Origin of the sequence: Kitasatospora misakiensis (assembly GCF_042656005.1) — a bacterium.
GTDB classification, from domain to species: Bacteria; Actinomycetota; Actinomycetes; order Streptomycetales; family Streptomycetaceae; genus Kitasatospora; species Kitasatospora misakiensis.
On the sequence record NZ_JBHSOF010000037.1, the window covers coordinates 1 to 25,506 of the forward strand.

Annotated in this window: 20 protein-coding genes and 1 pseudogene; 8 read left to right on the top strand and 13 right to left on the bottom strand. The window is 73.2% G+C overall.

Annotated elements, in window-relative coordinates; all coding sequences use genetic code 11:
- Positions 1-234 precede the first annotated feature (234 nt).
- Both ACFP3U_RS24855 and ACFP3U_RS24860 read left to right on the top strand, forming a co-directional pair.
- Positions 235-807, top strand: a complete 573-nt coding sequence (locus tag ACFP3U_RS24855; protein WP_380227866.1) for a papain-like cysteine protease family protein — start codon at positions 235-237, stop codon at positions 805-807.
- A 20-nt stretch (positions 808-827) separates the two neighbouring features.
- Entirely contained in the window at positions 828-1,733 is a 906-nt protein-coding gene (locus ACFP3U_RS24860; RefSeq protein ID WP_380227867.1) for a hypothetical protein, read from the top strand.
- A gap of 100 nt (positions 1,734-1,833) precedes the next feature.
- On the opposite strand, the gene ACFP3U_RS24865 is transcribed toward ACFP3U_RS24860, so the two are convergent.
- From ACFP3U_RS24865 to ACFP3U_RS24910, 10 genes are all read right to left on the bottom strand, one after another.
- On the bottom strand, positions 1,834-2,268 hold the full coding sequence (locus tag ACFP3U_RS24865; protein WP_380227868.1) for an SgcJ/EcaC family oxidoreductase: 435 nt from the start codon (positions 2,266-2,268) through the stop codon (positions 1,834-1,836).
- Between the two features lie 106 nt (positions 2,269-2,374).
- On the bottom strand, positions 2,375-2,956 hold the full coding sequence (locus ACFP3U_RS24870; RefSeq protein WP_380227869.1) for a hypothetical protein: 582 nt from the start codon (positions 2,954-2,956) through the stop codon (positions 2,375-2,377).
- Positions 2,957-3,095: 139 nt separating this feature from the next.
- Entirely contained in the window at positions 3,096-4,115 is a 1,020-nt protein-coding gene (locus ACFP3U_RS24875) for an N-acetylglucosamine kinase (protein WP_380227870.1), read from the bottom strand.
- A 239-nt stretch (positions 4,116-4,354) separates the two neighbouring features.
- Entirely contained in the window at positions 4,355-5,644 is a 1,290-nt protein-coding gene (locus ACFP3U_RS24880) for a 6-phospho-beta-glucosidase (protein ID WP_380227871.1), read from the bottom strand.
- Positions 5,644-6,579, bottom strand: a complete 936-nt coding sequence (locus ACFP3U_RS24885) for a carbohydrate ABC transporter permease (RefSeq protein WP_380227872.1) — start codon at positions 6,577-6,579, stop codon at positions 5,644-5,646. The genes ACFP3U_RS24880 and ACFP3U_RS24885 overlap by 1 nt, the downstream gene beginning before the upstream one ends.
- 21 nt (positions 6,580-6,600) lie before the next feature.
- A complete protein-coding gene (locus ACFP3U_RS24890) occupies positions 6,601-7,599 on the bottom strand; it encodes a carbohydrate ABC transporter permease (RefSeq protein ID WP_380227873.1) in 999 nt (332 codons plus the stop codon).
- 23 nt (positions 7,600-7,622) lie between these two features.
- Positions 7,623-8,984, bottom strand: a complete 1,362-nt coding sequence (locus ACFP3U_RS24895) for an ABC transporter substrate-binding protein (protein ID WP_380227874.1) — start codon at positions 8,982-8,984, stop codon at positions 7,623-7,625.
- A 137-nt stretch (positions 8,985-9,121) separates the two neighbouring features.
- Positions 9,122-10,312, bottom strand: coding sequence for an ROK family transcriptional regulator (locus tag ACFP3U_RS24900; RefSeq protein ID WP_380227875.1), 1,191 nt, complete (start codon positions 10,310-10,312; stop codon positions 9,122-9,124).
- A 524-nt stretch (positions 10,313-10,836) separates the two neighbouring features.
- The gene (locus ACFP3U_RS24905) at positions 10,837-11,370 is read right to left on the bottom strand and encodes a GNAT family N-acetyltransferase (RefSeq protein WP_380227876.1); all 534 of its coding nucleotides are present in this window, start codon (positions 11,368-11,370) and stop codon (positions 10,837-10,839) included.
- Between the two features lie 10 nt (positions 11,371-11,380).
- Positions 11,381-12,619: a hypothetical protein gene (locus ACFP3U_RS24910; protein WP_380227877.1), complete on the bottom strand. Its 1,239-nt coding sequence runs from the start codon at positions 12,617-12,619 to the stop codon at positions 11,381-11,383.
- Between the two features lie 19 nt (positions 12,620-12,638).
- Between ACFP3U_RS24910 and ACFP3U_RS24915 the strand changes: the two genes are divergently transcribed.
- The 4 genes from ACFP3U_RS24915 to ACFP3U_RS24930 all read left to right on the top strand — a co-directional run bounded on the left by ACFP3U_RS24915 (position 12,639) and on the right by ACFP3U_RS24930 (position 14,948).
- Positions 12,639-12,944, top strand: coding sequence for a hypothetical protein (locus ACFP3U_RS24915; protein WP_380227878.1), 306 nt, complete (start codon positions 12,639-12,641; stop codon positions 12,942-12,944).
- 168 nt (positions 12,945-13,112) lie between these two features.
- Complete coding sequence (locus ACFP3U_RS24920; protein WP_380227879.1) at positions 13,113-13,289, top strand: hypothetical protein; 177 nt, start codon at positions 13,113-13,115, stop codon at positions 13,287-13,289.
- Between the two features lie 115 nt (positions 13,290-13,404).
- The gene (locus ACFP3U_RS24925) at positions 13,405-14,331 is read left to right on the top strand and encodes a hypothetical protein (RefSeq protein ID WP_380227881.1); all 927 of its coding nucleotides are present in this window, start codon (positions 13,405-13,407) and stop codon (positions 14,329-14,331) included.
- Positions 14,332-14,366: 35 nt separating this feature from the next.
- On the top strand, positions 14,367-14,948 hold the full coding sequence (locus ACFP3U_RS24930) for a hypothetical protein (protein ID WP_380227882.1): 582 nt from the start codon (positions 14,367-14,369) through the stop codon (positions 14,946-14,948).
- 371 nt (positions 14,949-15,319) lie between these two features.
- Here ACFP3U_RS24930 and ACFP3U_RS24935 read toward each other — a convergent pair whose 3' ends face one another.
- Together ACFP3U_RS24935 and ACFP3U_RS24940 are read right to left on the bottom strand one after the other, a co-directional pair.
- Complete coding sequence (locus ACFP3U_RS24935) at positions 15,320-16,216, bottom strand: alpha/beta fold hydrolase (RefSeq protein WP_380227883.1); 897 nt, start codon at positions 16,214-16,216, stop codon at positions 15,320-15,322.
- Between the two features lie 241 nt (positions 16,217-16,457).
- The gene (locus tag ACFP3U_RS24940) at positions 16,458-17,678 is read right to left on the bottom strand and encodes a mechanosensitive ion channel family protein (RefSeq protein WP_380227884.1); all 1,221 of its coding nucleotides are present in this window, start codon (positions 17,676-17,678) and stop codon (positions 16,458-16,460) included.
- 467 nt (positions 17,679-18,145) lie between these two features.
- Between ACFP3U_RS24940 and ACFP3U_RS24945 the strand changes: the two are divergent.
- Positions 18,146-18,655 (top strand): annotated as a pseudogene (locus tag ACFP3U_RS24945) (HNH endonuclease); the annotation flags it as partial.
- A 255-nt stretch (positions 18,656-18,910) separates the two neighbouring features.
- Here ACFP3U_RS24945 and ACFP3U_RS24950 read toward each other — a convergent pair.
- Positions 18,911-23,014 (bottom strand): beta-N-acetylglucosaminidase domain-containing protein, encoded by a 4,104-nt coding sequence (locus tag ACFP3U_RS24950; RefSeq protein WP_380227885.1) that lies wholly within the window; start codon positions 23,012-23,014, stop codon positions 18,911-18,913.
- Positions 23,015-23,357: 343 nt separating this feature from the next.
- Between ACFP3U_RS24950 and malQ the strand changes: the two genes are divergently transcribed.
- The gene (malQ, locus tag ACFP3U_RS24955) at positions 23,358-25,502 is read left to right on the top strand and encodes a 4-alpha-glucanotransferase (protein WP_380227934.1); all 2,145 of its coding nucleotides are present in this window, start codon (positions 23,358-23,360) and stop codon (positions 25,500-25,502) included.
- Positions 25,503-25,506: the final 4 nt, after the last annotated feature.

The following is a 25,506-nucleotide window of genomic DNA, read 5'->3' on the forward strand; positions in this document are numbered from 1 at the left end:
AGCGCCGCCCCGGAGTGGGAAGTCGGCCGGGCCGACTTCCCACTCCGGGGCGGCGCTTCCCGGGTCAAACCCAGATGTTCCAAGGGCCGTCCGACCGCGAACGTTTCAAGCCATCCCCTTCTTATACGGCTAACAACCCTTTCGGGTTCGATTTCCACGCGTCCCCTGGGGAACGGGCGCCGTCCGCGCTGTCATGTCGCTGGGCACTCCACTCGCCCGACGGGAAGGCAGGACATGAGCGGATTCGGATTCGTGGTCAGGGGACCGGCCCTGGCGCTGGCGGTCTCGGGGGTTCTCCTGGCGGCGGGAGGTACGGCCCGGGCGGAGGCCGCCTACGACCAGATCACCATGCTGAAGCAGGAGAAGAGCCAGTGGTGCTGGTCGGCCTCCGGGCTCACCATCGCCAAGTTCCAGGGATACGGCACCACGCAGGCGGACTTCTGCGCCCGCGCCTCCCAGTACAGCGGCGGGCCGAGCTGCGACAACCAGCCCGCCAGGCTCGAGGACATGGCCAACGCCTGGTACAGCCTGGGCATGGCGCACCCCGGTACCGGCCTGAGCACCGCGGCCTCGTTCAGCCAGATCACCACCGACGTCAAGGCCGCCCGACCGATCGGCGCCCGCATCGGGTGGAAGTCCGGCGGCGGCCACATGAACGTCGTCTACGGCTTCGACACCTCGAACAACACCATCGCCGTGGCCGACCCGTGGCCGGACACCGCCACCTACACCTGGTGGAACTACAACGACTACGTGGACAACAGCTCGTTCAGGTGGACCCACTCCCGTACCGGCATCTCCCGCTAGACAGAGAAGGAGGGCGACACATGCGTGACCGAGGAATGCCCGTCGAGCCGGAGACCACCGGGGAGACCACTTGGGAGTCCACCCGGGAGACCGTCCGGAGGGCCGCCCGGCTCTCCCGGCTGCCCGTCGTCCTGGCGCTGAGCGCGTCCGCGCTGCTGTCCGCCGTCGGCCCGGCCCGCGCCGCCGACATCCCCGACTACCAGGCCGCCCTCGACCTGGTCAGGTCGGCCGACGTCCACAACGCGGTCTGCCGCTTCCTCGGCACGCCGCTGCCCGGGAGCGGCTCCGACGCGGTGGTGGCGGTCCCCGACGCGGCGGATCCGTGCGCGGGCCTGCCCGCGTTCACCCTCAAGGACCCGCTGGCGGTGAACGAGCCGTCCCCGGGCTTCGTCGCGGGCACGGTGCCGCCGCTCCCCACCGAGGCCGTCAGGCTGAACCACCTCGTCTCCTCGCTCGGCGAGGCCGTCGGCGACCGCACCGCCACCGTGCTGCTCGCCCCGACCGAGGGCGGCGGCTGGCACCTGGCGGGGGTGCGCGACGGCGACAGCGACGCCGTGTACGCCGGCAAGGCGTCCCTGGGCGCCCTGGTCTTCACCGAGCCGCAGATCCGGGGCTGGTACCAGCTGAAGCTCACCACCGTGGAGCCGCTCAACGACCAGGCCCGGGCGGGGCTCGACGGCCGGCCGGCGGTGTCGCTCACCGACTACCAGAAGCTCCTCAAGGCCCGCTACGCCGACAAGCAGCCCGACTCCGAGTACGACACCCGGGGCCTGTCCAGCGGGTACGGGACCGGTGACCGGCCGGCCGAGCCGGCCTCCGGTACGCCGCTGCTCGCCGGCGGGTCGATCGCGGCGCTCGCGCTCACGGGCGCCGCCGTCGTCCTCGGCCGGATCAGGCACCGGCGCCGGACCTCCGGCAACGCCTGAGCGCCGGGGTCGCCCGCGTTCGAACGGTGAAAAAAAGGGGGCCGCCTCCTGGCACGATCACAGGATCGGAGGCGGCCCCCGGTCCGGGGCCGGTCGTCACTCACCCTGCGGACGGGGCATCGACCGCGTTGTTCTGACCGGCCACGATCCGCCACCCGTCCGCCTGCCGGGCCACCACGTAGAGGGCCGCGCCGTGCGGTCCCTCGACGGGTGTGCCCGAGGCGTCGGTGGGGGTCTGGGCGACGTTGACGGCGACCACGTCCTCGGCGATCGCCAGGAGCTTCACCACCTCGTACCGGGCGTAGGAGTCCCGCAGGAAGCTCTCCATCGCCGGCCGGCTGAACTCGGCGATCGCCGCCCGGCCGTCGAGCCGCAGGCCCCGGGCGTTGGTCCACGAGGCCCGCTCGCCGAACTGCGCGCCGAGCGCCGCCGCGTCCTTGCGGTTGAAGGCGTCCTCCAGCGCCGTGACCACCCCGGTCACCGCCGCCCGGACGTCCGCCGCGACGTCCCCCACCACCAGCACCTCGCCTGCCATGACCGGCTCCTCTCCCCGTCCGTCGCACCCGGCGGTGATCACCGCCGGAACCCCATCCGACAACATCAACCGCACTTGAGGTCAACCGTCGTCAGGGGGAGGGCCGTCAGGGGGCCGGCCGCAGCTCGCGGATCCGGGTAATCCGGCCGCGGGCGTCCACGGCCAGGTCGTAGGTGTCGCCGTAGCAGGCGTACGGGGGCTCGGGCTCGCCGCCGGTCAGACAGGAGTCGAGGTGGTCGAGGAGGACGGGGAGCTGTACCTCCTTGGCCGGTTCGTCGTGCGGGAGGTCGACCAGGGTGGCGGTGGCGTGGGCCGCCAGGGGGAGGCTGACGGCGGGGGCGCCGTTGTCGCAGCCGGGCTGCGCGGGCCGGACGGTCAGCCGGCCGTCCAGGACGTCGACGACCTGGACCACCCGGTGCCCGGCACGGGTCGCGCAGGCGGCGGGGGAGGAGACGGGGAGGGCGGGGGAGGCGTACTCCATCTCCGGCCCGGCCTCGGGGGCCGCCCAGTCCTCCTCGGCGTCCCCGTACCCGTCCTCCTCGGCCGCCGCGGCGGCGTCGGCGGAGTCGACGTCGTCCGAGGCCATCGCCAGGGTCGGGTCCTCGTCGATCGGGGTGCAGGCGGCGAGGCCGCCGGTGACGGCGCAGCAGAGCAGCACGGCGAGGAGGAGGCGACGGGGCGCGGTCATGGGATGAGTCTTCCAGGAACGTGACCGGACGAGACACCCACCTACCCGCGGAATCCCTCCGGCCGGTTCCGCCGGCGGGCCGCGACCGCCCCCACCGGGCGTGCGGACCCGGCGGGGGCGGAGAGTTCGAGCGGCCGTGCTACGCCGCCATCGGGTGCGCCGGGTCGTACGACCGCCGCACCCGCTCCTGCGCCTGCGGGCCGGCCTTCAGGTGGTCCAGCCCGAGCAGCGCCGCGCCCAGCACCGGCGGCGCGACGACGACCCGCGGCTCGGCGAGCGGCGCCTCCCGGGCCAGGCGGGCCGTCAGGTTGTCGAGCAGCAGCGGCTGCCGGGAGGACAGCACCCCGCCGCCGAGCACCACCGGCGTGGGCGTGTCCAGCAGGTCGAGGCGCCGCAGGGCGACGACCGCGAGCCGGATGATCTCGTCGGCCTGCCGGTCGATCAGCTCCAGCGCCGTGGCGTCCCCGTCCCCGGCGACCGCGAACAGCACCCGGACGATCTCGTGCAGCCGGGCGAACGGCAGGTGCCCGAGGTGGACGGCCTCGGCGACGGCGACGGCGCTGGGCAGGCCGAAGTGCTCGGCGATCGCCCGGGCGAGGGCGGTCGGCCCGCCGCGCCCGTCCTCCGCGCGGACGGCGTGCCACATGCTGCTGACGGCCAGGCCCGCGCCGCCGCCCCAGTCGCCGGTGAGCTCGCCGAGGGCGGGGAACCGGGCGGTGCGGCCGTCGGGCAGCAGGCCGACGCAGTTGATGCCGGCGCCGCAGACGACGGCGACGCCGCGCGGGCCGTCGGTGCCGGCCCGCAGCAGGCCGAAGGTGTCGTTGACCACGGTGTTGCTGACGCCCCAGGGGTGCGACTCCAGGGCGACGCGCAGCGCCTCCTCCTCGACCGGGAGGTCGGCGTTGGCGAGGCAGGCGCTGACGTGGCTGGTCAGCGGGCCGGTCCAGCCGGTCAGCCCGGCGGCCGCGGCCGCCGCCTCGACCAGCGGGGCGAGGCCGGCCACGGCGGGGGCACCGCCGGTCCGCTGCGGGGTGAAGCCGCCGCCCCGGGCGGAGCCGAGGACGCTGCCGTCGGCGCCGATGAGGGCGACATCGGTCTTGGAGTTGCCGGCGTCGATGGCGAGGACGCCGGGCAGGTGTGGTTCGGGTTGGTGGGTCATCGGGGTCCCCGCGGCTCGTCGTACGTGGCCCGGCCGGGGGTCTTTCCCGGCCGGGGGTGGCTTCTCCGGCTTCTCCTTCCGGCCTCCGCCGGGCCTCCGCCGGGCCTCCGCCGGGCGTCCGCCGGGCGTCCGTGTCCGGGGCCGCTCGCGGCCCGGCCCGCACTCCCCACGGAGTGCGGGCCGGGGGACCGAGGGCCCGGGAGGGCGCCGGGACGGGGCCGGACCGGAGGCCGGGCGGGTCAGGCCCAGGCGAGGTGCTCGCGGTTGTGGGCGAGCAGCCGGTCCGTCAGCCGGTCGGCGAGTTCGATCTGGCCGACCAGCGGGTGGGCGAGCAGCGCGTCGAAGACCCGGTCGCGACCGCCGCGCAGGGCGGCGTCCAGGGCCAGGTGCTCGTACCCGGTGACGGCGGCGACCAGGCCGGCGTACAGCGGCTCCAGCGGGCGCTGCGGCAGCGGGCGCACGCCCGCCGCGTCGACCTCGGCCGGCACCTCGATCACGGCGTCGTCGGGGAGGAACGGCAGCACGCCGTCGTTGCGGGCGTTCACCACCTGCACCGAGCTGCCGCCGCCGGTGCCGAGCAGCGCCGCGATGAGCTGCACCGCCGCCTCGGAGTAGAACGCGCCGCCGCGCTCGGCGAGCAGCTCCGGCTTGGTGTCGAGGGCCGGGTCGGCGTACATCTCCAGCAGCCGCCGCTCGATCTCGGCGACCTCGGCGGCCCGCGAGCCCTTGGCCTTCAGCTCCTCCACCACCGCGTCGTGCTGGTAGAAGTACCGCAGGTAGTAGGAGGGCACGACGCCGAGCCGTTCGACCACCCGCCGCGGCAGCCGGATGTCGTCGGCGATCTCCTGGCCGAAGCCGGCCAGCAGCTCCGGCAGGACCTCCCGGCCGCCGGCCGCGCCGGGCGCGTCGAGCAGGGTGACGCCGCGCTCCCAGGTGAGGTGGTTGAGGCCGACGTGGTCGAGCCGGACCAGCTCGGGGTCGACGCCGAGGTGCTTGGCGAAGCGGCGCTGGAAGCCGATGGCGACGTTGCACAGGCCGACGGCTTTGTGGCCGGCCTCCTGGAGCGCGCGGGTGACGATGCCGACCGGGTTGGTGAAGTCGACGATCCAGGCGTCGGGGTTGGCGCGCCGGACGTGCTCGGCGATGTCGAGCACCACCGGGACGGTGCGCAGCGCCTTGGCGAGGCCGCCCGCGCCGGTGGTCTCCTGGCCGACGCAGCCGCACTCCAGCGGCCAGGTCTCGTCCCGGTCGCGGGCCGCCTGCCCGCCGACCCGCAGTTGCAGCAGCACCGCGTCGGCGTCGGCGACGCCTGCGGCGACCTCGGTCGTCGTGCGGACGACCGCGCCGTGGCCCTGCTTGGCGAAGATCCGCCGGGCCAGTCCGCCGATCAGCTCCAGCCGGTCGGCGGCCGGGTCGACGAGGACGAGTTCGCCGATCGGCAGGGTGTCGCGCAGCCGCGCGAAGCCGTCGATCAGCTCCGGCGTGTACGTCGAACCGCCGCCCACGATGGCCAGCTTGAGTGCGGACATCAGCCCTTGACCCCTGTCAGTGTCACGCCTTCGATGAAGGCCTTCTGTGCGAAGAAGAAGAGGACGATCACCGGGGCCATCACCAGCAGGGTGGCGGCCATGGTGAGGTTCCAGTTGGTGTGGTGGGCGCCCTTGAAGGACTCCAGGCCGTAGGAGAGCGTCCAGGCGTCGTGGTTGTTGCTGGCGTAGATCTGCGGGCCGAAGTAGTCGTTCCAGCAGGAGAAGAACTGGAACAGCGCGACGGCGGCGATGGCCGGCTTGGCCATCGGCAGCACGACCCGCAGCAGGGTGCGCAGTTCGCCGCAGCCGTCGATCCGGGCCGCCTCGATGTACTCCTTGGGGACGGTCAGCAGGAACTGCCGCAGGAGGAAGATCGAGAAGGCGTCGCCGAAGGCCATCGGGATGATCAGCGGCCAGAGCGAGCCGCCCAGGCCCAGCTGCTTCGCCCAGAACAGGTACATCGGGATGACGGTGACCTGCGGCGGCAGCATCATCATCGCGATGACCGCCATCAGCGCCAGGTTGCGGCCCCGGAAGCGGAACTTGGCGAGCGCGTAGGCGACCGGCAGGCTGGAGACGACGGTGAGCACGGTGCCGAGGCCCGCGTACAGCAGGGTGTTGCGCCACCAGGTGAGGAAGCCGGGGGTCTGCCAGACCTTCACGTAGTTGCCCCAGTGCCAGGAGCCGGGCCAGTAGTCGGTGGTGAGCGCCTGGCTGTCCGACATCACCGAGGTCAGGAAGGCGAAGACGAACGGCAGCAGGAAGAACAGGGTGGCGGCGACGGCCACCGAGTGCACGGCCACCCAGTTCAGCGCCGCGCGGCGGCGGGCGGTGCGGGCGGCCGCGGCGGAGGAGCCGCGGGCGGGGCGCCGGGCGGGCCGCCGGGCGGGCCGCTTCCCGGGCGTCTCGGCGGCGAGGGTCGGGCTGAGAGTCATGACGGTGTCCTCACTGGGCCGCTAGTCTTCGCTGGCCATGAAGCCGGACCGGCGGCGCAGCAGCACCGAGGTCACGGCCATCGAGATGGCGAACAGCACCAGGGCGACGACGCACGCCGCGCCGTAGTTGAAGCGCTGGAAGCCGAGGTTGTAGACCATCTGCGGCAGGGTCCAGGTGGAGCCGGACGGGTAGCCGGGTTCGAACTGCTGGCCGGAGTTGCCCGCGTTGCCGCCGGCGACCTTCCCGGCGACGATCGCCTGCGTGTAGTACTGCATGGTCTGGATGACCCCGGTGACCACCGCGAACATGATGATCGGCGAGATGTTCGGCAGGGTGACGTACCGGAAGCGCTGGAACGGTCCGGCGCCGTCGAGTTCGGCGGCCTCGTACTGCTCCGTGGGGACGTCCAGCAGGGACGCCATGAAGATGACCATCAGGTCGCCGACGCCCCACATGGCCAGCAGGGTGAGCGCGGGCTTCGACCAGTCCGGGTCGGCGAACCAGCCGGGCTGCGGCAGCCCGAGCTCGCCGAGGAAGTGGTTGACCGGGCCGGTGCCGGGGTTGAGCAGGAAGGCGAAGGCGACGGTGGCGGCCACCGGCGGGGCCAGGTAGGGCAGGTAGAAGGCGGTGCGGAAGAAGCCGACGCCGGTCTTGACCTTGGTGATCAGCAGCCCGACGCCGAGGCCGAACGCCACCCGCAGGCTCACCATGATGACGACCAGCCACAGGGTGTTGCGCAGGCCCTGCCAGAACGAGGGCAGGTCGTTGAAGACGTAGTCCCAGTTCTTGAGGCCGCTGAAGACGGGCGAGCCGAAGCCGTTGTACTTGGTGAACGAGAAGTAGATCGTCGAGATCAGCGGGTACAGGAAGAAGACGCCGAAGCCGATCAGCCAGGGGGAGAGGAAGGCCAGGGTGCGGGCCGCCGCCCGGCGGCGCTTGCGGCGCAGCTGCTGCTGCACCGCGGGCGCCGCCGGGGCGGTCGGTCCGGTGCCCTGGCGGGTGGCGGACGCGAGTGACATGGGAGCTCCGTGGACCGTACGCGCTACTTGGCCTGGGCGATGGCGGCGTCGATCTCCTTGGCGGTGGCGGCGAGGCCGGCCGCGAGATCGGTCTGCTTGCCGGACTCGTAGTCGTAGCCGAGGTTCTGCAGGGAGACGATGTAGCCGCCGCCGTTGACGGCCGGCGGCGTGGTGCCGGACTTCGCGTGCTTGGCGATGTTGACGAAGGTCCTGAAGTTCTCGTCGGCGATCAGCTTCGGCGACTCCAGCGCGGCGATGGTGCTCGGCACGTTGTGGATCGCGTTGGCGAAGGAGACCACCGCGTCGGTGTCGGTGGTCAGGAACTTGACGAACTCCCAGGCCGCGGCCTGCTTCCTGCTGCTGCTGGCGATGCCGACGATGGTGCCGGTCTGGTAGCCGCGGCCGTAGCTGTCCGGCTGGTCGTCCGGCACCGGGAACGGCGCGGTGGCCCAGTCGAAGCCCGGCTTGTCGGTGGCGAGCGAGGCGGTGCGCCACTCGCCGTCGATGGCCATCGCCACCTGGCCGGTGTGGAACGGGTTCTTGGCGCTGAACTCCTCGCCGAAGGTGGCGCGGAACTTGTCGAGCTTGTCGTAGCCGCCGAGCTGGTCGACCAGGCCCTTCTGCCACTTCAGCATCGCGGCGACCTTGGGGTCGGTGGCGAGGCCGGACTTGCCGGAGGCGTCGAAGTAGCCGGGGCCGTACTGGCCGAGGTAGTGCTCGGTGGTCGACTCGTAGCCGTGGTAGAGCGGCATGAAGCCGAGCTGCTTGTAGCCGTCGCCCTCGGCGACGGTGAGCCGCTTGGCCACCTCGGCGAACTCGCTGAAGGTCTTCGGCGGGCTGCTGATGCCGGCGTCGGCGAAGGCCTTCCGGTTGTAGTAGAGGCCGAACGCGTCGCCGAGCAGCGGCAGGGTGCACTGGTTGCCCTGGAACTGCGTGTAGTCGAGCATCGCGGCCGGGAAGGTCCTGGCGGCGTCGATGCCGTCCTTGGCCAGCAGCGGCTTGAGGTCGACGAAGGCCTTGGTCGAGCAGAACATGCCGACGTTGTTGGTGGTGAAGGAGGAGACCACGTCGGGCGCGTCGTCGCCGCCGGCCCGCAGCGACTGGTTGACCTTGTCGTCGGCGATGTCGCCGACGGCCTTGACGTGGATGTTCGGGTGGGCCTTCTCGAAGGCGGCGATGTTGTCGTTGATCGCCTTCACCTCGGAGTCCTGGCTCCAGCCGTGCCAGAAGGTGATGGTGACGTCCTTGCCACTGGCGGAGTCGTCGCTGCCGCCGCCGTCGCTGCTGCCGGTACAGGCGGTGGCGAGCAGGGCGAGGACGGCGCCGCCGGTGACGGCGGCGAGGGTCCGGCGGCTTCTGCGGGCGGGGGAGGGGGTGGCGTGCACTTCGAGGTCCTCCTGGGGGTGCGCGGGCAGGCGTCATTGCCTCGGGTCCCGCGTGCGGGATAGGGGAGAGGTGGGTGCGGGGCGTGCTGTGCGGGGCGTGCTGTGCGGGGCGTGCGTCGGGCGTCTCGGGAGGGACGTCAGTGGGTCGAGAAGATCGCCTCGCGGGCGGCCGCCAACGCGCGGGCCAGTGCGCCGAGCAGGACGGGCGAGCCGGTCAGCGCACTGCCGCGGACCTCGGGCCGGGCGGCCGAGATCCGGGCCAGCTCCTCCTCGACCAGCGCCCGCAGCCGTTCGCCGCCGGCGGTCGGCACCCCGCCGGAGACCACCACGAGCCGGGGGTCGACGACGGCGACGATCACGGCCAGTCCGACGGCCAGCCGGGCGGCCAGCTCGGCGAGGAAGGCGTCGCCCGCGCCCGGGGTGGCGAGGGCCCGGGCGACCGCCTCCTCGGCGGTCGGCGCGGCGAGCCCGTGCTCCTTGGCCAGCGCCCGGACGGCGGGGGCGCCGACCAGTTCCTGGAACCCGCCGGAGTTGCGCCGCCGGACGTCCCTGACCACCGGCGAACCGGGCACCGGCATGTAGCCGACCTCCCCGGCGCCGCCGGTGAAGCCGCGGTGCAGCCGCCCGGCGATCACGATCGCGGCCCCGGTGCCCTCGCCCGCCCACAGCAGCACGAAGTCCTCGCAGCCCTGGGCCGCACCCGCGGACTGCTCCGCGACGGCGGCGAGGTTCACGTCGTTCTCGATCGTCACCGGGGCGCCGATCGCCCCGGCGAGCCCCTCGACCAGCCGCGGCGCGTGCCACCCGGGCAGATGGGAGGCGTACCGCAACTTTCCGCTGACCGGGTCGGGCGCGCCGCCGACCCCGATCACCACGCTGTGCAGGGCGTCCGTGCCGAGCCCGGCGGCACGGACCGCCTCGGCGACCGCCCCCGCCACCCGCGGCACCGTCTCGGCGGCCGGCCACCCCTTGGTGGGGACGACGTGCTCGGCGAGCGTGGTACCGGTGATGTCGGCCACCGCGACCCGCACCTGACTGGTGGTGACATCCAGCCCGGCCACATACCCGGCCGCGGGATTCACCTGGTACAGCTGCGCATTGGGCCCCGGCCCACCGGCCGTGGTCCCCACCGGCAGCACCAGCCCGGCCGCCTCCAGACGGCCCAGCAACTGCGAGGCGGTGGGCTTGGACAAGCCGGTGAGCGTGCCGATCTGGGTACGGGAGAGCGGCCCGTTCGCCAGCAGCAGCTCAAGCGCGGCACGATCATTGATGGCCCTCAGCAGACTGGGGGTTCCGGCGAGGGGAGTCTTGGCGTTGCCTGTGGTCACGCGAAGATCCTCCTCCTCGGGACGCCCAAACCTCCGGTCGGGCCGCGAAGCGAACTGTTAGGAAACTTTCCAGTCGCTTGCCACAGGACCGTACGGTCCCCGTCAGCAGAGTGTCAATGGCCCGCCCCCCGGAGGATGCCGACTCGTTACCGGCACCGGGCGCGGGCTCGCACCGAAGGCGTCTGGGTGGCGAGGTGGGCGGGAGTAAAGGGCAGGCCGGCCACCACCAAAGCGGGGAGCGGCGGCCTCCTCAGACGAGGAGGCCGCCGCTCCGAGGAAGGGCTATCGAAGAGCAGGAGTCGGGGCCACGGATGACCTTGACCTTGCCGCAGGCCCTGCCATCCGCCCCCGCTTCGGCAGGGCCGAAGCAGCGACGGAATCTCCCGCCGACATGCGCAGGAAGTCGGCCCAGCCGACTTCCTGCGCATGTCGGGCAAACTTGCCATATCACTCCCGGTAGTGAACGAGCGACGGGCCCTCGAAGGAGCTCTGGACTGCGCATCCGTCCGGAGGCGGGTGGCGGGCTATCGGACCATGTAGCGGTACACCGGGGCCCCTTTCCAGGCCGGGGGCTTGTCGCCCAGGTTCCGATAGCCGAGGGCTTCGTACATGTTCATCGCAGCCTGTGCTTCGGGCCGGACCGCAAGTGTCACGCGCTCCACCTGGGCACCTTCGAGTACGGCCGCGTGCAGTTCCCGGCCCAACCCCTGCCGCCGCTGCTCCGGAGCCACGGCGATCTCTCGGATCACGAATGTTCGGTGCCCGTTTTCGCGGGTGAAGCCCTCGTCCAAGCCGAGGCCATTCCACCAACGGCTGTCCGACTGAAGCAGGACACCAAAAGCGAACCCGACCAGGGCGGCACCTGAGCGAGCCAGTACCAGCCGGAAACCGGGCATGGTCCGGAACGCCTCGTAGCCCTCCAGGAAACCGGCCAGGTCGCGGGGCCCCTCGAAGTACGGTGGCTCCGCGAACACCTGCTCGTACAACGGTGCTATCTCGTCCAGCACGCGGGCAGCGGCATCCGGATCCGTGAAGGTCTCGAAGACGGGCGTCTGCACGATTCTCCTTTTAGGCGATCAGATGGGAGGTGCTGGCAGCGGCCAGGGAGGGATTCAACAGCTTCAGGTGGGAGTGCGCCTCCTGCATCGATGTGCGGGCACGGCCGGACGACACCTCGGTCAGCAGGACGGCTCCCGAGGCGAGTTCACGGGCCGACTCCTCGGCCTCACCTGCTTGCGCCAGCGCCCCGGCGAGGCTGAACCGCACCAGTGCCTCGTTCCTCGCGTAGTTCGTCTCCTGGTGTTGGAGCGAGCGCCGCAGCCAGTCCACGGCCGCCTTGTGGTGCCCCGCCTCCGTGAAGAGGGACGCCTGCGCCAGCGCCAACTCCGCCGGCCCGTGGAACACCGCCCAGTCGGGCACCGGCCGCTCGTTGCGTTCTTGCTCGAAGGTGCGAGTCGCCTGCGCCAAAGTCGATCGGGCCCTCACGGGGTCGCCCATCATCGCGTGAGCGCGGGCCTCCCGGGTCAGCAGGATGGACATCAGCGAGGGGGGTGCCCACGGCGCGGCCTTCGACTGTGCGGCGCGGGCGAGATCGAGTGCGGTACCAGGCTTGCGCTCTCGAAGACTCATCAGCGCCATGGACGCCATCACCACTACGGCGAGCGAGTTGTCTTGCAACTCCTCGGCTCGGGTGAGTGCGTGATTCCAATGTCTGTCGGCCCGGGCGTTGTCGCCGGCGTCGAAGGCCAGCCACGCCACGTGTTCCGCAGTCTCCCCCGCGATCAGTCGGAGCTGACGGCCGATCGTGCCCGGGTAGCTCCTGGTGGAGATCAGCCGCTCGACCCGAGCGAGGTGGGCTTGCGCAAGGGGGCCGACTGTCGCGCCGCCGAACCGGTCGTCCAGCCCGTACAGCGAAGTGAGTCCGGCCCGCAGGTCCATGACGGTCTCGGCCCCGATTCGCGGCGGCGTCAGCCTGGCGGACACGGCGGCACTTCCGGCCAGGGCGATGAAGGATCGACGGTTCACGTCTTCTGGCTCTTCTCGTGGCGTGGGCGGTGGTCCTGATCGACGGTGTGGCGGAACGGTGAAACCCGCCTGCTCCAACGGGATACCCAACATCGCTTCGAGAACCCGCTGGCGTGCCGGATGAGGGCGCGGCGGTAACGGCTGACGCCAGCGGTGGTACTGGCGGCTGCTGACCTCTTCGTCTTCTCCGAGCTTGCGCGCCGTCGTGGCGTACACCTGTCTGAACCGGGCCGGGCTGCTCCAGCCGAACTCGGCGCACAGGCGGGTGAATTGGGTCTGCACGTCGCAGACGGTAGCCCGCGTGCTGCTGGCCGTGCACAGGTCCGAGAGTGAAAAAGTCCGTCGAAAAGTCCGTCGGTCATCAGCCGTTGATCTCGCCGTGGCAGTCAACTGGTTCCTGCCCGTCGGAGTGACGGTGCGACTACTCGTTGTCGCGCGGGGTCGGCTGCCTCATGGGGTTTCCCGGCTGTGCACGCCGGTCTTCGGCAGCCCACCACCCCCGCGCTTCTCGGCGGGTGAATCGGAAGGAGTGCATCGCATGGCTGACAAGAACGGCACCAGCAACGGGTCGGGCGACCACAACGGCGACAAGCCGAAGAGCGAGTAGGGGCAACGGCGCTCATCGCCTCCGGCCGCTTCTTGCCGACGCTCGCGCCCCTGGGCGCCCCGCAAGCCCCCGGCCCGTCGGAAGGGTCTGACGGGCCGGGCCGTACCACCCCCGCAAGACCGCTCACCCACACTCGGGTGAGCAGAGCCAACCCGATTGGAGAGGCACGTGAGCAGCGCCACCATCACGCCCGGTGACCCGGAGGTCACCAACCTGACCCGCCGTCTGGACCACATGGTCCCGGACGGTGACTTCGCCCCGGAGACGGGCCTCGAGTCCCTGACCCGTCGCCTGGACCACATGGTGCCGGACGGTGACTACGCGCCGAGGGGTGCCGAGGTCTGACCGCAGTCCCGAACTGATGCCGGTCAGTTGACGGCATGGGTGGGTCGGCGCGGGTGATCACCCGCGCCGACCCACCGCCCGGCGTCGCACACCCCCGAATCAAGGAGAGTCCGCAGTGAAGACCGCCATCGCCACCCGCGTCCCCGCCGGCTCCTTCTTCGACCTCGATCGGAAGGACCCGGATCTGATCCGTCTGCGCGAGGAAGGCGCGGAAAGCGCTCTGCCGTTCGCCCTGATGGAGCGCCTGGTGAAGTCGGGCACCCCCTACGCGGAGCACGCCCGGTCCCTGCGCAGTGAACCTGTGACCGTAGCCGGAGTGACCTTCGACTGGTTCGACGCCGAGCTTCCCCGCGAGATCGCCGCCGAGATCAACCTGACGGACTACGAGATCATCGAGCACACCGACGAGCGCCGCGAGGCGCTGACCTGGGCACTTGACCGCCTGTCGCTGGTCCACCCCGAGGGGTTCGCCCGCGTGCGCGACTTCGTCCGCGGGTTCCTGTGGGTGGGCCTCAAGCCCGGCGTTCGCACCTCCTCGCTGACCAGCTCCAGCGACCCGGCGCTCCCGTACGTCATCGCGTTCTCCGAGAAGGCGCGGCACCACATCCCGCCGAACACCGTCAGCCCGGAGCCGTCCTCCCTCTTCCTGACGGAGAACCTGCTGCACGAGGGGACGCACCAGTCGATCAGCTTCCACATCCTCCAGCACCAGGTCTTCGCCGACGGGTACTCGTCCCAGACCTCACCCAAGATCGAAATCGCGTGGCGCGCCACGCAGGGAGTGGCCCGCAACCAGTTCTGGGAGATCGACCGGGCCTTCCACGCGGCCTGCGTCTACAACCAGTTGCTCCGGTTCCGCCAGACCGAACTGAACCGCGACGACCTCACGCCCGCCGAGCGCGCGAGCTTCCAGAGCGCCTACGACGAGGGGCTGCCGGCCGTCCGCCACCTCATGCGCGAACTCGAACTCCTCACCGCGCACTTCACCCCGCACGGGCGGGAGTTGCTGGCCGACCTGCGCCACCAGACCGACCACCTGTAATGCCACGCTGAGCACACTCGAACGACGGAGGTCCTGTGCTGGATCACCTCATCACCCACGACGACGGCCTGCGGATGGTCCCCACCGACCGGAACGAGTTGGCCGCCGCGGTCGGCCGACTACGGGAGGAACTGCGGGCCCTGCCCGAGGAGGTCGATCCCGCGCGTACTCGGGTCCTGACGAGATGGATCGGCATCGGCCAGATGTGCCTGGGCCACCACGAGGACGCCCGCACGTTCCTTCGGCAGGCGCTCGACCTCGCCGCGAGGATCGGCAACACCGGAGCGGTTGTCGCCACCGGGCTCAACCTGGCGGACGCGTACAGGTACGCCGGTGACGTGCGGACGGCGGACGCGCTCTACCGCAGCGCGCTGATCACCGCGCGCAGCCGGCACCCGGAACTCGTCGACTTCGCGCTCCAGCACACCGGCAAGCACCTGATGGAGCGCGGCGACCTCGCGGAGGCCGAGACCCATCTGCGAGAAGCCCTGAGGCTGCGGATCGCCAAGGGGAACGCCGAACTGGTCGAGTCCGCGCAGGCCGCACTCGACCGGGTCGAACTGCTGCTCGGCGAGACTTCCACCCCGACGAGTCCGGCTTCGGCGAGGCCAACCTGATCCTCTGCCGCAAGCACACTCGCCTCACCGGTGCGCCCACGGTCAGCACCACCGTGTTCATCGACGCCAACGGCGGTGGCCACGGGGCCGCTCACCCGTCGCCGGAAGTCAGCTGGGCCGACTTCCTGTGCAGAAGGCGGGAAGGCCGAATGTTCGGCAAAGGCTCATTTGTCGCCCCGCCGCGATCGTGATCGCGGCGGGGCGCGGACGCCGCCTTCCGTTGCCGCAGCTCCGACTACCGCGCGGCAGCCGGAGCTTCGGAGGTCAACCTCTGATTCGTTGGCGAGTTCGGAGGCGCGCCTGTGATTGGACGGGGGCAGCCTCGGACTGCCCCCATCCAGTGCGCAAGGTAGTGCTTTGTGCCCTCGGGGTCAGACGGTCAGTCGGTCGAGGATGCCGGCCACCTCCGCCGGCTTGAACAGGAAGCCGACGTGGCTGGTGGCCAGGGTGTGCACGTCGTACGGGTTGTCGGGGGTCAGTGCGTCGGCTTCGGCGATCAGGCGGTCCTGCATGGCCACGGGGAGCGATCGGTCTTCGGTGAGGCGGATGTAGGAGCGGGCGATGGTGCCCCAGGTGTCCGCGTGGCCGCGAGCGTCGGACATCATCACCGCCAGGGACTCGTCCGGCTGCAGGATGTTGAGGAAGGCCCGGAACTGTTCGTCGGTGCTGTCCGCCATCATCGCCGCCTTGAGTCCGGCCAGCATGACCGGGTCGGCGGTGCGGTAGTTCGCCCGGCCGACGCCGAGTTCGGCGGGATCGCCGACGTTCAGCGCGGCCAGCGGGGCCAGCAGGTTGTCGGCGAACTCGGGCTCCTGCATGTATTCGATGGGGTTGGAGCGTTCCACGCACGACCAGCCGGAGATGTAGACGAGCCGGTCCACCAGGTCGGGAATCGTGTTGCCCACCCCCGTGATGGCGGTTCCACCGAGGCTGGCGCCGACCAGAACCACCGGACCGTGCTCGGCCACCCGCCGGACGACGTCGACGACCGAGTCGACGTTGTCCTGAAGCGTGACCCCGGCCAGTTCGGACGGTTCGGCCGCCCACGCGTCGAGGTCCTGCGGGGCCTGGTAGGCGGCGGAGTACTGCGCGTCAAAGCCGTGCCCCGGCAGGTCCACGGCGAAGCTGCGGTGCCCGAGCAGCGTCAGCTCGCGCTGGACGGGTGCCCACATGAACGAGCTGCTGCAGACGCCGTGCACGAGCACGAACGTCGCATTGGCCTCGCGGGCCTTGCGCGGACGGGGAGAGTTGCTGGAGACAGATGTCATTCGGGTCGGTCCTATGTCCGGTGTCCGGTGTCCGGTGGGCGGCGCGGCGGGCATGCCCGAAGGGCTGATGCCGACGCGGTGCGCCGCCGAAGTCGAAGAGGGAAACGGGCACGCCTGTCGCCAGGCGCGGCACGGTTACGAGCTCTTGTCGCCTCGCGCGTGCCTCACCTGCCCCGGACAGTACGGGCCCCGTCTCCGAGGGGCTCGGAGACGGGGCCCGGGTGGCGCTGGTGGCCCGTGGTCAGGGGGCCTTGGCCGGGTCGGCCGGGGCGGACGGCGGGGCCGGTATCGGCGTGGCCGCCTTGTAGCCCGCCGAGGTCGGGTCGGCCAGGGCGGAGGGTGGGGCCGGGTCGGTGGCCGGGGCGGGGGTCGCGGGCGTGCTCAGGACCATCGCGGCGGCAGCCGCGCCCGCGGCGGCGGCCGGCGCGAGCTCCTCCTTGACCTTGATCCCGGCCTCGTCGAAGGCCTGCTTGAGCCGCTGGCGCAGCGCCCGCGCCACGCTCAGCGACTTGCCCGGGGCGGTCCGCGCCTCGACCCGCAGCACCACCGAGTCCGCCGCGACCGACTCCACGCCCAGCACCGAGAACGGCGCCCAGACCAGCTCGTCGAACGGCGCGTCCTTGGCCAGCGCCTCCGCGGTCTCCCTGATCAGCGTCTCGACCCGCGCCAGGTCCTCCTTGTAGCCGACCTGGACGTCCACCGAGGCGGTCGCCCAGCCCTGGCTCATGTTGGCGATCCGCTTCACCTCGCCGTTGCGGATGTACCAGATCTCGCCGCCGGTGCCGCGCAGCTTGGTCACCCGCAGGCCGACCTCCAGCACCGTGCCGGTGGCCACCCCGGTGTCGATCTCGTCGCCGACGCCGTACTGGTCCTCCATGATCATGAAGACGCCGGAGAGGAAGTCGGTGACCAGGTTGCGGGCGCCGAAACCGATCGCCACACCGGCCACACCGGCGCTCGCCAGCAGCGGCGCCAGGTTCACCCCGAGCGCCGACAGCACCATCAGCGCCGCCGTGCCCAGGATCGTGAACGACGCGACGCTGCGCATCACCGAGCCGATCGCCTCCGCGCGCTGCTGGCGCCGCTCGGGGTTGACCACCCCGGTGTTGGCCAGCAGCCCGCCGAGCCGGCTCGGCTCCTCCTCGCCCTCGCCCGGCCGGACCATCCGCGTTATCAGCTGGGTGATCACCTTGCGCACCATCGCCCGCAGCACCAGGGCCAGCACGATGATGAAGACGATCCGGACCCCGCTCGCCAGCCACTCCTGCCAGTGCGAGTCGAACCAGCCGGCGGCCTGCCGGGTGGTGTCGGAGACCTCCTGCGCGCTGGTCGGGATCCTCAGGTCGAGCGGTGGCAGCGCCGGGGCCGTGGGGCTGGGGGACGGGGCGGGCGTCGAGGCCGACGTCGTGGCGGACGCGTCGGCGAGGAGGCCGGGGAGGCCGGCGGCACCGGACCGGAACACGTGCGGGACCTTCCTGCAGGGGTCGTGGCACGGCCCGTCGAGTGGCGGCGGACCCGGGCGGGACGCCCCCGACCTGCGGACCGTCCGCACTACCCTAGCCGCCGCCCGGCCGCCGCCCGGCCGCAGCCCTGCCGCCGCCCGGACACGCCGAACCCGGCCCGTCCCCCGGCCGCAGGGCGCGCGCACCCCCGTGAACGCCCCGTCAACGCCCCCGCGCGCCGTTCTCCGCACTGGTCCGACCGGACGAGCGGTACCCCGGAGGGGCACCGGAGTGCAACCCGCGCTTCCCCCGGGCATACCGGGTATGACAGATGCCACACCCGGAGTTCACGTCAGGTCCGTTACACAGGAGTGGTGGCGCCGTACAACGGCGTAAGGCGACACTGGGGGAGATCACGCACCCGTTGCGCGATCAAACCGCTCGTCCCGGCGCGAGCCACGCGCCGCAGGCGTCCAAGGAGGCATCCGTGCCGCATGTCCTGGTCCTCAACGCGTCCTACGAGCCACTCGGCGTCGTATCGATGCGCCGCGCACTCATCCTCGTCCTCAATCACAAGGCGGTCAGCCTGGAGGATTCGGGTGTCACTCTGCACAGCGCCACCAGCGCCCTTCCGGCGCCGTCCGTCGTCCGTCTGACCCGCTTCGTCCGGGTCCCGTTCTGCGGGCCCGTCCCGCTCACCCGCCGGGCGCTGTTCGCCCGCGACCACGGTCGTTGTGTCTACTGCGGGGCCGCCGCCACCAGCGTCGATCACGTCATCCCGCGCAGCCGGGGAGGCCAGCACCGCTGGGACAACGTCGTGGCGGCCTGTCGCCGCTGCAACCACACCAAGGCCGACCGCCACCTCACCGAACTCGGCTGGCGGATGAAACGACCACCGGCGCCGCCGACCGGTCTGGCCTGGCGGATCATCGGCACCGGCATCAAGGACCCGCGCTGGCGGCCCTACCTGGAGCCGTACGGCGGGACCGACCAGCTGCGCGCCCCGCAGTGGGGCGAGTACGAGCACCACGACCATACCGAGGCCGCCGCCCACCCGGTCCCGCTCGGCCGGGCGCACGCCGGCCACCCCGCCCCCGTCCGCCGCGGTGAGCAGCCCGAAGCGCTCTCCGCCTGATCCCCGATCCACAAGGGCTTGCCCGTCACATCTCTCGGTACGCCTCATGGGCCGCCGCGCACCCCGCACCGGGGAGCGCGGCGGCCCGCCGTCTGCTGCGTCCGCCGGGAGAAAGGCCTACCGCTTCGGCGCGCTCCCGGTCGGTGTGCCGGTGCCGCTCGCGGTGGCCGCCGGCCGGGTCGGGGCGGCCGACGGGGTCGGCGCGGGCGGCGGCGTGCTCGGCGTCCCGCCGCCGGGGCCGCCGGCCTGGCCGCCCGACTGCTGGCCACCGCCCGGCTGCCCGGTCGGCGCGGTCACCGGCGGGGTGACGGGCGGGGTGACGGGCGGGGCCACCGGCGGCGTCGCCGGCCCGTCCGCCGGGGCGACGGCGTACAGCTCGACGCCCCAGAGCGAGTAGCCGTACTTGGTGCCCCGGGCCACGCCCTGGATCCGCAGGAACTTCGCCCCCGGCGCGTCGAAGCGCACCGTCTCGTTGCCGCCCGCGCCGTCCCCCACGGTCGCGACCGTGGTCCAGGAACGGCCGTCCGCCGAGGCCTGGATCTTGTACGCGGCGGCGTACGCGGCCTGCCAGTGCAGCACCGCCGAGCCGAGGTGGGTGGCCTTCGGCAGCTCCAGCTGCACCCAGGCGTCGTCGGCCGCCGGCGAGGACCACCGGCTCTTCGGGTCCTGGTCGGCCACCGCCGAGGCGGGGAAGTTCGGGGTCTCGTCGGCCGAGGAGGTGGCCTGCGCGGTGATCGCCAGGTCGGGGCCGCCGGTCGGCGGCACCACGTGCACCTGGAGCACCTGGCGGACGGTGGTCTGGCCGGCCACGAACACCACCGGCACCTGGTACGTCCCGGACGGCGTCTCCGGCCCGGCGGTGACCAGCAGCGGCACGCCGACCTTGCCGCCGCGCGGCACGCTCACCCCGGTCACCGGCGCCACCGTCAGCCCCTTGGCGACGGCCGGCACCTCGGTGCGCAGCTCCCCGGTGACCCCCTCCGGGCGGCCGGCCTCGACGGTCACCTGGGCCTGCACGGGCGCGGCCTCCCCGATCACCGCGTCCACCGAGGGATCGGCCAGGCTCAGCCGGGCCGCCGGGGCGTCCGCGTACCAGGGGATCACCTGGTTGACCACGGGCGGCTCCCCGCCCGGCTTCCAGGCCAGCCGGAACGCGTCGGCGGGCTGGCCGCCGGCCGCGAGCTCGTTCCAGCCCGGCTGCACGGTGCCGATCTCGGTCCAGGTGCCGTCCGGGTGCCGCACCGCGGCGGTGGCCGAGGCCCGCACCCCCGGGTCGGTCAGCACGGTCAGCCGGTCCAGCGGCCGGGCGGCGCCCAGCTCGACGGTGAGCGGCTCGTCCAGCGCGGTCGGCGCGGTGGCCGCCCGGTAGGCGGTGTCCGGGTTGCCGTCCAGCACGGCGGCGGCCGAGGAGCCGGGCAGCGCGGCCGGGCCGCCGGAGACGCTGGCCGGCAGCTCGTCCGGCGCGGTCACCGAGAACTCGCGCACCGCGACCGCGGTCTTCTGCGCGGAGGTGGCCCGCAGCCGGACCGCCCGGACGATCGTCCCGGCGGGCACCTGCGCGGAGACCGACTTCTGGTTCTTCACCGAGGCCAGCTTCTTCCAGCCGCCCTCGCCGGTGGAGTACTCCAGTACGCCGTCCCGGATGTAGTCGTCGAGCGCGCTCCCGCCGTCCGGGCCGGTGCCCCAGGAGCCCATCAGCACGGTGACGCTGCCGACCGGGCGCCCGCCGCCGAGGTCCAGGCCGACCGTGTCGCCCTGCTGCGGCGGCGCCGAGCTCCAGTAGAAGGTGTCGGAGACGCCGTCCGCCATCAGCGCCGGCAGGTGGTCGTGCGCGGTGCCCAGCGTGGTGGTCGCGGTGATGCCGCCGCCCTGCACGCCGGCCCAGGTGTCGGCGGCCCGCAGCGCGCGCTCCAGGAACGGGCCGAGTACGCCCGCGCCGACCGTCGCCGGGCTCTGGCCGAGCTGCTCGCGCAGCTTGTTCAGCTCCACCCGGGCCTTCCAGGCGGCCCCGCCGTCGCCGCCGCGCTGGGCCAGCAGCATGTCCAGGGCGGACTGCCCGGCGAGACCGTAGTCGCGCAGCGGCGCCAGCCAGGGCGCGGCCTCGGCGGCCAGCGGGCCGGTGGCCTGGGCGGCGGCCAGGGTCTGCTGGGCGCCGGCCATCGCGGTGAACGCCTCCCGCAGCGGGGCGGCCGCGTCGATCAGCTTCGTGAGGTCCGGCGCGGCGCCCGAGACCGGCTCGGCGGCGGCCCAGAACCGGTCCAGCAGCGGCAGCAGATAGCCGGACTCCTGCTTGGCCAGCGGGGAGGAGACGCTGTTCCCGGCCAGCGCGGTGACCGCCGCCAGGGTCTCCCCGGTGGGCGTCGCGGTCGCGCCGGTCGGGCCGGCCAGCGAGCGCAGCGCCGCCTGCCAGGAGTCATCCGGCTTGTAGGCGGCCGGGTTCCAGGCGAAGTCGCCGGCCGTGGAGAGCGCGATCCGGGAGGCGACCGGCTGCTGCATCGCGCCGGTCAGCATGACGGCCGACCGGGTCGCCACCTCGGTGTCGCGGCCGGTGTAGGCGCCCAGGAAGAGCCGGTCCGGGGTGGCGTCGTTGACCGGGTAGTTGTCCATGGTGACCAGCGGGTGCCCGAACAGGCCGGAGGTGTCGGAGACCTGCGTCCCGGTGATCCGCTCCGGGATCACCCCGACGCCGCTCCAGGCCACCTGCACGCCGGACGGCAGCGCGGCGGCCAGCGCCGTCCGGTACGGGGAGGCGCCCTGCTGGTGGTACTCGGTCGGGACGACCGACAGCGGCGCCAGGCCCGGGTTCCGCGCGATCAGCCGGTCCTGCACCCGGGCGGCCAGCTCGGCCTGCGCCTTGGCGGCGGCGGCCGGGCCGGTGCCGTACTTCGCCCGGTCGTCGGAGCAGTGCCACTCGTCGTAGGACACGTCCAGGAACTGCAGCTGGAACGCGGTGAAGCCGAGCCGGCGCAGCCCGTCCAGCTTGGCGACCAGCGCGTCCGCGTCCTTCGCGGAGCTGAAGCAGAAGGACTGCCCGGGGTCGATCGCGTACCCGAGGGTGATGTGGTCGCGCTCGGCGCGGGCCGCCAGCGCGCGCAGGTCGTCGGCCTGGGCCTTCGGGTAGGCGTCCCGCCAGCGGGCCACCCGGTACGGGTCGTCGCCCGGCGCGTAGAGGTAGAAGTTCTGCTTGGACCGGCCGAGGAAGTCCAGCTGGTCAAGCCGCTGCTGCTGGGTCCACGGGGTGCCGTAGAACGCCTCGGCGGTGCCGCGCACCGGCGCGCCGGACGGCCAGTCCCGCAGCGCGATCCCGGGCAGGCCGAGGCCGGCCGCGCCCGGCGCCTGGCCCTGGTCGGCCGGCACCGCCGCCAGCAGCTGGCGCAGCGACTGCGCGGCGTAGAAGGTGCCGGCCGCGTCGGTGCCCGCCAGGACGACCGCGCCGTAGCTGCCGCCACCGGCCACCGGCAGCTGACCGGCCGCCAGCACGTAGCCGCCGGACGGCATCCCGGCGGTGGTGGGCGCCGCGGTGTCCTTGCCGCCGGCCGCCACGGTGAGCTCGCGCAGCGCCCGGTCGGTCTCGCCGCCCGCGCCCTCGGCGGGGCCGCCGACGTACACCACCAGCGAGCCGGCGACCGGCGGGCCGGGCTGCGGCAGCTGGGTCACGGTGGTCGCGCCGGCGATCCGGAGGACCTCCCGCACCGCGGCCACCGCGCCCCGGTCGGCCGTGGGCGCGGTGACCAGGGTGACGGCGCCCGGCACGGTGACCGGCTTGCCGGCCACGTTCTGCTCCTGCGGGCGCGGGAAGACCTGAGGGTCGGTGACACTGCCGAGCGGGGTCTGCGGGGTGCTGCTCGCGGTGCTCACCACGTCCGGACCGGGCGTGTAGCCGGGCGGCCGGGCGTACGCGGCCGGGCCGCTCACCAGCAGCCCGCCGACCACGGCCGCCGCCGACAGGGTGGCCGCCACCTGGAGGGTCCGCCGGCTCGGCGCCCCGGGGCGGGCGGCCAGGGCCCGCTCGACCCGGACCGAGGACAGCAGCGGCGCGGTGCCCTTGAGGTCCGCGATCAGGCGATCGGCCGTCCTGGGCGCGAGTTGACGGCACGTCCGCGCCGTGGCCCGGCGTGCCGCGAGCGCCGTCGGGTGCTGCAGCACGTCGCGCAGCGCCGGGCTCTGTTCCAGCTGCTGACGGAGCCGCCGCCCGGCCACCTCGGACACTCGGGCTTGCACAGGAGCCTCCTAGCCAGGCCGGAACACATCGCGGCACAGCCCACCAGCTACGTTTCACGGTGTCAACGCCGTCGACGGGTATGACTACTTTGTCCGATTTACCCCCGACTTTAGCCCTTCGTCCACAGCCCTTCTTGGGGATCGGATCGTTCTCCGGTTCGGTGGGTGGCTCGGGTCGAGGGCCGGGTGTTCGGTCCGCTGGAGGGCCCTCGGTCGTGTCGCGCCGGGTCACCGGGCCGTCACCCGGGTAGGACTGTGCCTGTCCTGACTGGGCGTTGCCGAGACATCGCAGGAGCCGCGAGTGGCCGCTTATCTCGACCGTGACGGAGCCGACGGACTGGAGGTGCCGGCGCAGGACGCGCCGCCTCCCCCGCCCGAGCTGGTGGCGCTGGCGCAGGCCCACGGGGTGGACACCCGCCACGCCCCCGGGGGCGTGCCGGCGGGCGCCCGCACCCTGGTCGCCGTCCTCGCCGCGCTCGGCGTGGCCGCGGCCACCCCCGACGCCGCCCGCGAGGCCCTCGCCCGCCACCGGGCCGAGCAGCGGGCCCGCCTGCTGCCCCCGACCGTCGTCGCCCGGGCCGGCCGCCGCACCGCGCTCGACCTCCCCGCCGACACCCGGCTGACCGTCGTCCTGGAGGACGGCGAGCGGTGGCGGCTCCCGCGCGGCCACGCCCACTGGCTGCCCGCCGACCTCCCGCCCGGCCGGCACACCCTGCACGCGGAGGTCCTGGACCGCACCGCCACCGCCCACCTGATCGTCGCCCCCGACCGCCTCCCCGCCCTGCCCGGCCGCAGCTGGGGCTTCCTTGCCCAGCTGTACTCCGTCCTCTCCGACCGCTCCTGGGGCATGGGCGACCTCGCCGACCTCGCCGACCTGGCCACCTGGGCGGGCTCCCTCGGCGCGGGCTTCCTCCAGATCAACCCGCTGCACGCGGGCCTGCCCGCGACGCCCTCCGACCCGTCCCCCTACCGCCCCTCCTCGCGCCGCTTCGCGGACCCCGTCCACCTGCGGGTCGAGGAGGTCCCCGAGTACGCCTACCTGGCCGGCGGGCGGCGCGCCGAGGCCGACGAACTGCTCGGCCGCGCCGCCCGGCTGCGCGCCGAGGTGCTGGAGCACGACGGCCTGATCGACCGCGACGAGGTCTGGGCCCTCAAGCGCCGCGCCCTGGAACTGCTGCACGACGCGTACCGGGAGCACGCGGACGAACACGGCGCCGTCCGCACGGCCGCGTTCGAGGCCTACCGGGCCCGCGAGGGCGAGTGGCTGGAGCGGTACGCCGTCTGGAACGCCCTGGCCGAGCGCCACGGCGCCGACCACCACCACTGGCCGAAGGGCCTGCGCCACCCCGACTCCCCGCACGTCCGGCACGAGGCCGCCGAACTCGCCGACCGGGTGGCCTTCCACCGCTGGCTCGCCTGGCAGGTCGACCGCCAGCTCGGCCGGGCCCAGCAGGCCGCCCGGACCGCCGGCATGCCGGTCGGCCTGGTGCACGACCTCGCGGTCGGCGTCCACCCGGACGGCGCCGACGCCTGGGCGCTCCAGGACGTCCTGGCCGGCGGCATCTCGGTCGGCGCGCCGCCGGACGCCTTCAACGCGCACGGCCAGGACTGGGGCCTGCCGCCCTGGCGCCCGGACGTGCTGGCCGCCGCCGGCTACGCGCCGTTCGCCGAGCTGATCCGCTCCGCCGCCCGGCACGCCGGCGCCCTGCGGATCGACCACGTGATGGGCCTGTTCCGGCTCTGGTGGGTGCCGGTCGGGCACGCCCCGACCGAGGGCGTCTACGTCCGCTACGACGCGGAGGCGATGCTCGCGGTGCTCGCCCTGGAGGCGCACCGGGCCGACGCCGCGGTGGTCGGCGAGGACCTCGGCACGGTGGAGCCGGGCGTCCGCGAGGAGCTGGCGGCGCGCGGTGTGCTCGGCACCTCGGTGCTCTGGTTCGAGCGGGACTGGCAGGGCAAGGGCGAGATCCTGCCGCCCGGCCGCTGGCGCCCGGGCAGCCTGGCCACCCTGACCACGCACGACCTGCCGTCCACCGCCGCGCGGCTCTCCGGCGAGCACGTGGAGCTGCGCCACCGGCTGGGCCTGCTGGTCCGCCCGCTGGGCGAGGAGCAGGCGGAGGCCGCCGCCGAGCTGGCCGAATGGCGGGCCGAACTGGTCCGGCTGGGGCTGCTGGCGGGGGACGAGCCGCTCTCGGCCGCCGCGCTCTACCGGTTCCTGGCCGACACCCCGGCCGAGCTGGTCGGCGTCTGGCTGCCGGACGTGGTCGGCGATCCGCGTCCGCAGAACCTGCCCGGCACCTGGGACCAGTACCCGAACTGGCGCCTGCCGGTCGCGGACGGCTCCGGGCGGCCGGTCACCCTGGACGGCCTGGCCGCCGCCCCGGCCGTCCGGACCCTCGCGGACCTGCTGCGCCCCGTGGCCGCCCGACCGCCGGCCCCGCCCGGGCCGGCTCCCGAAAGGCCGACCCCGCCGAGCGGCCCGGCGTAAGTGG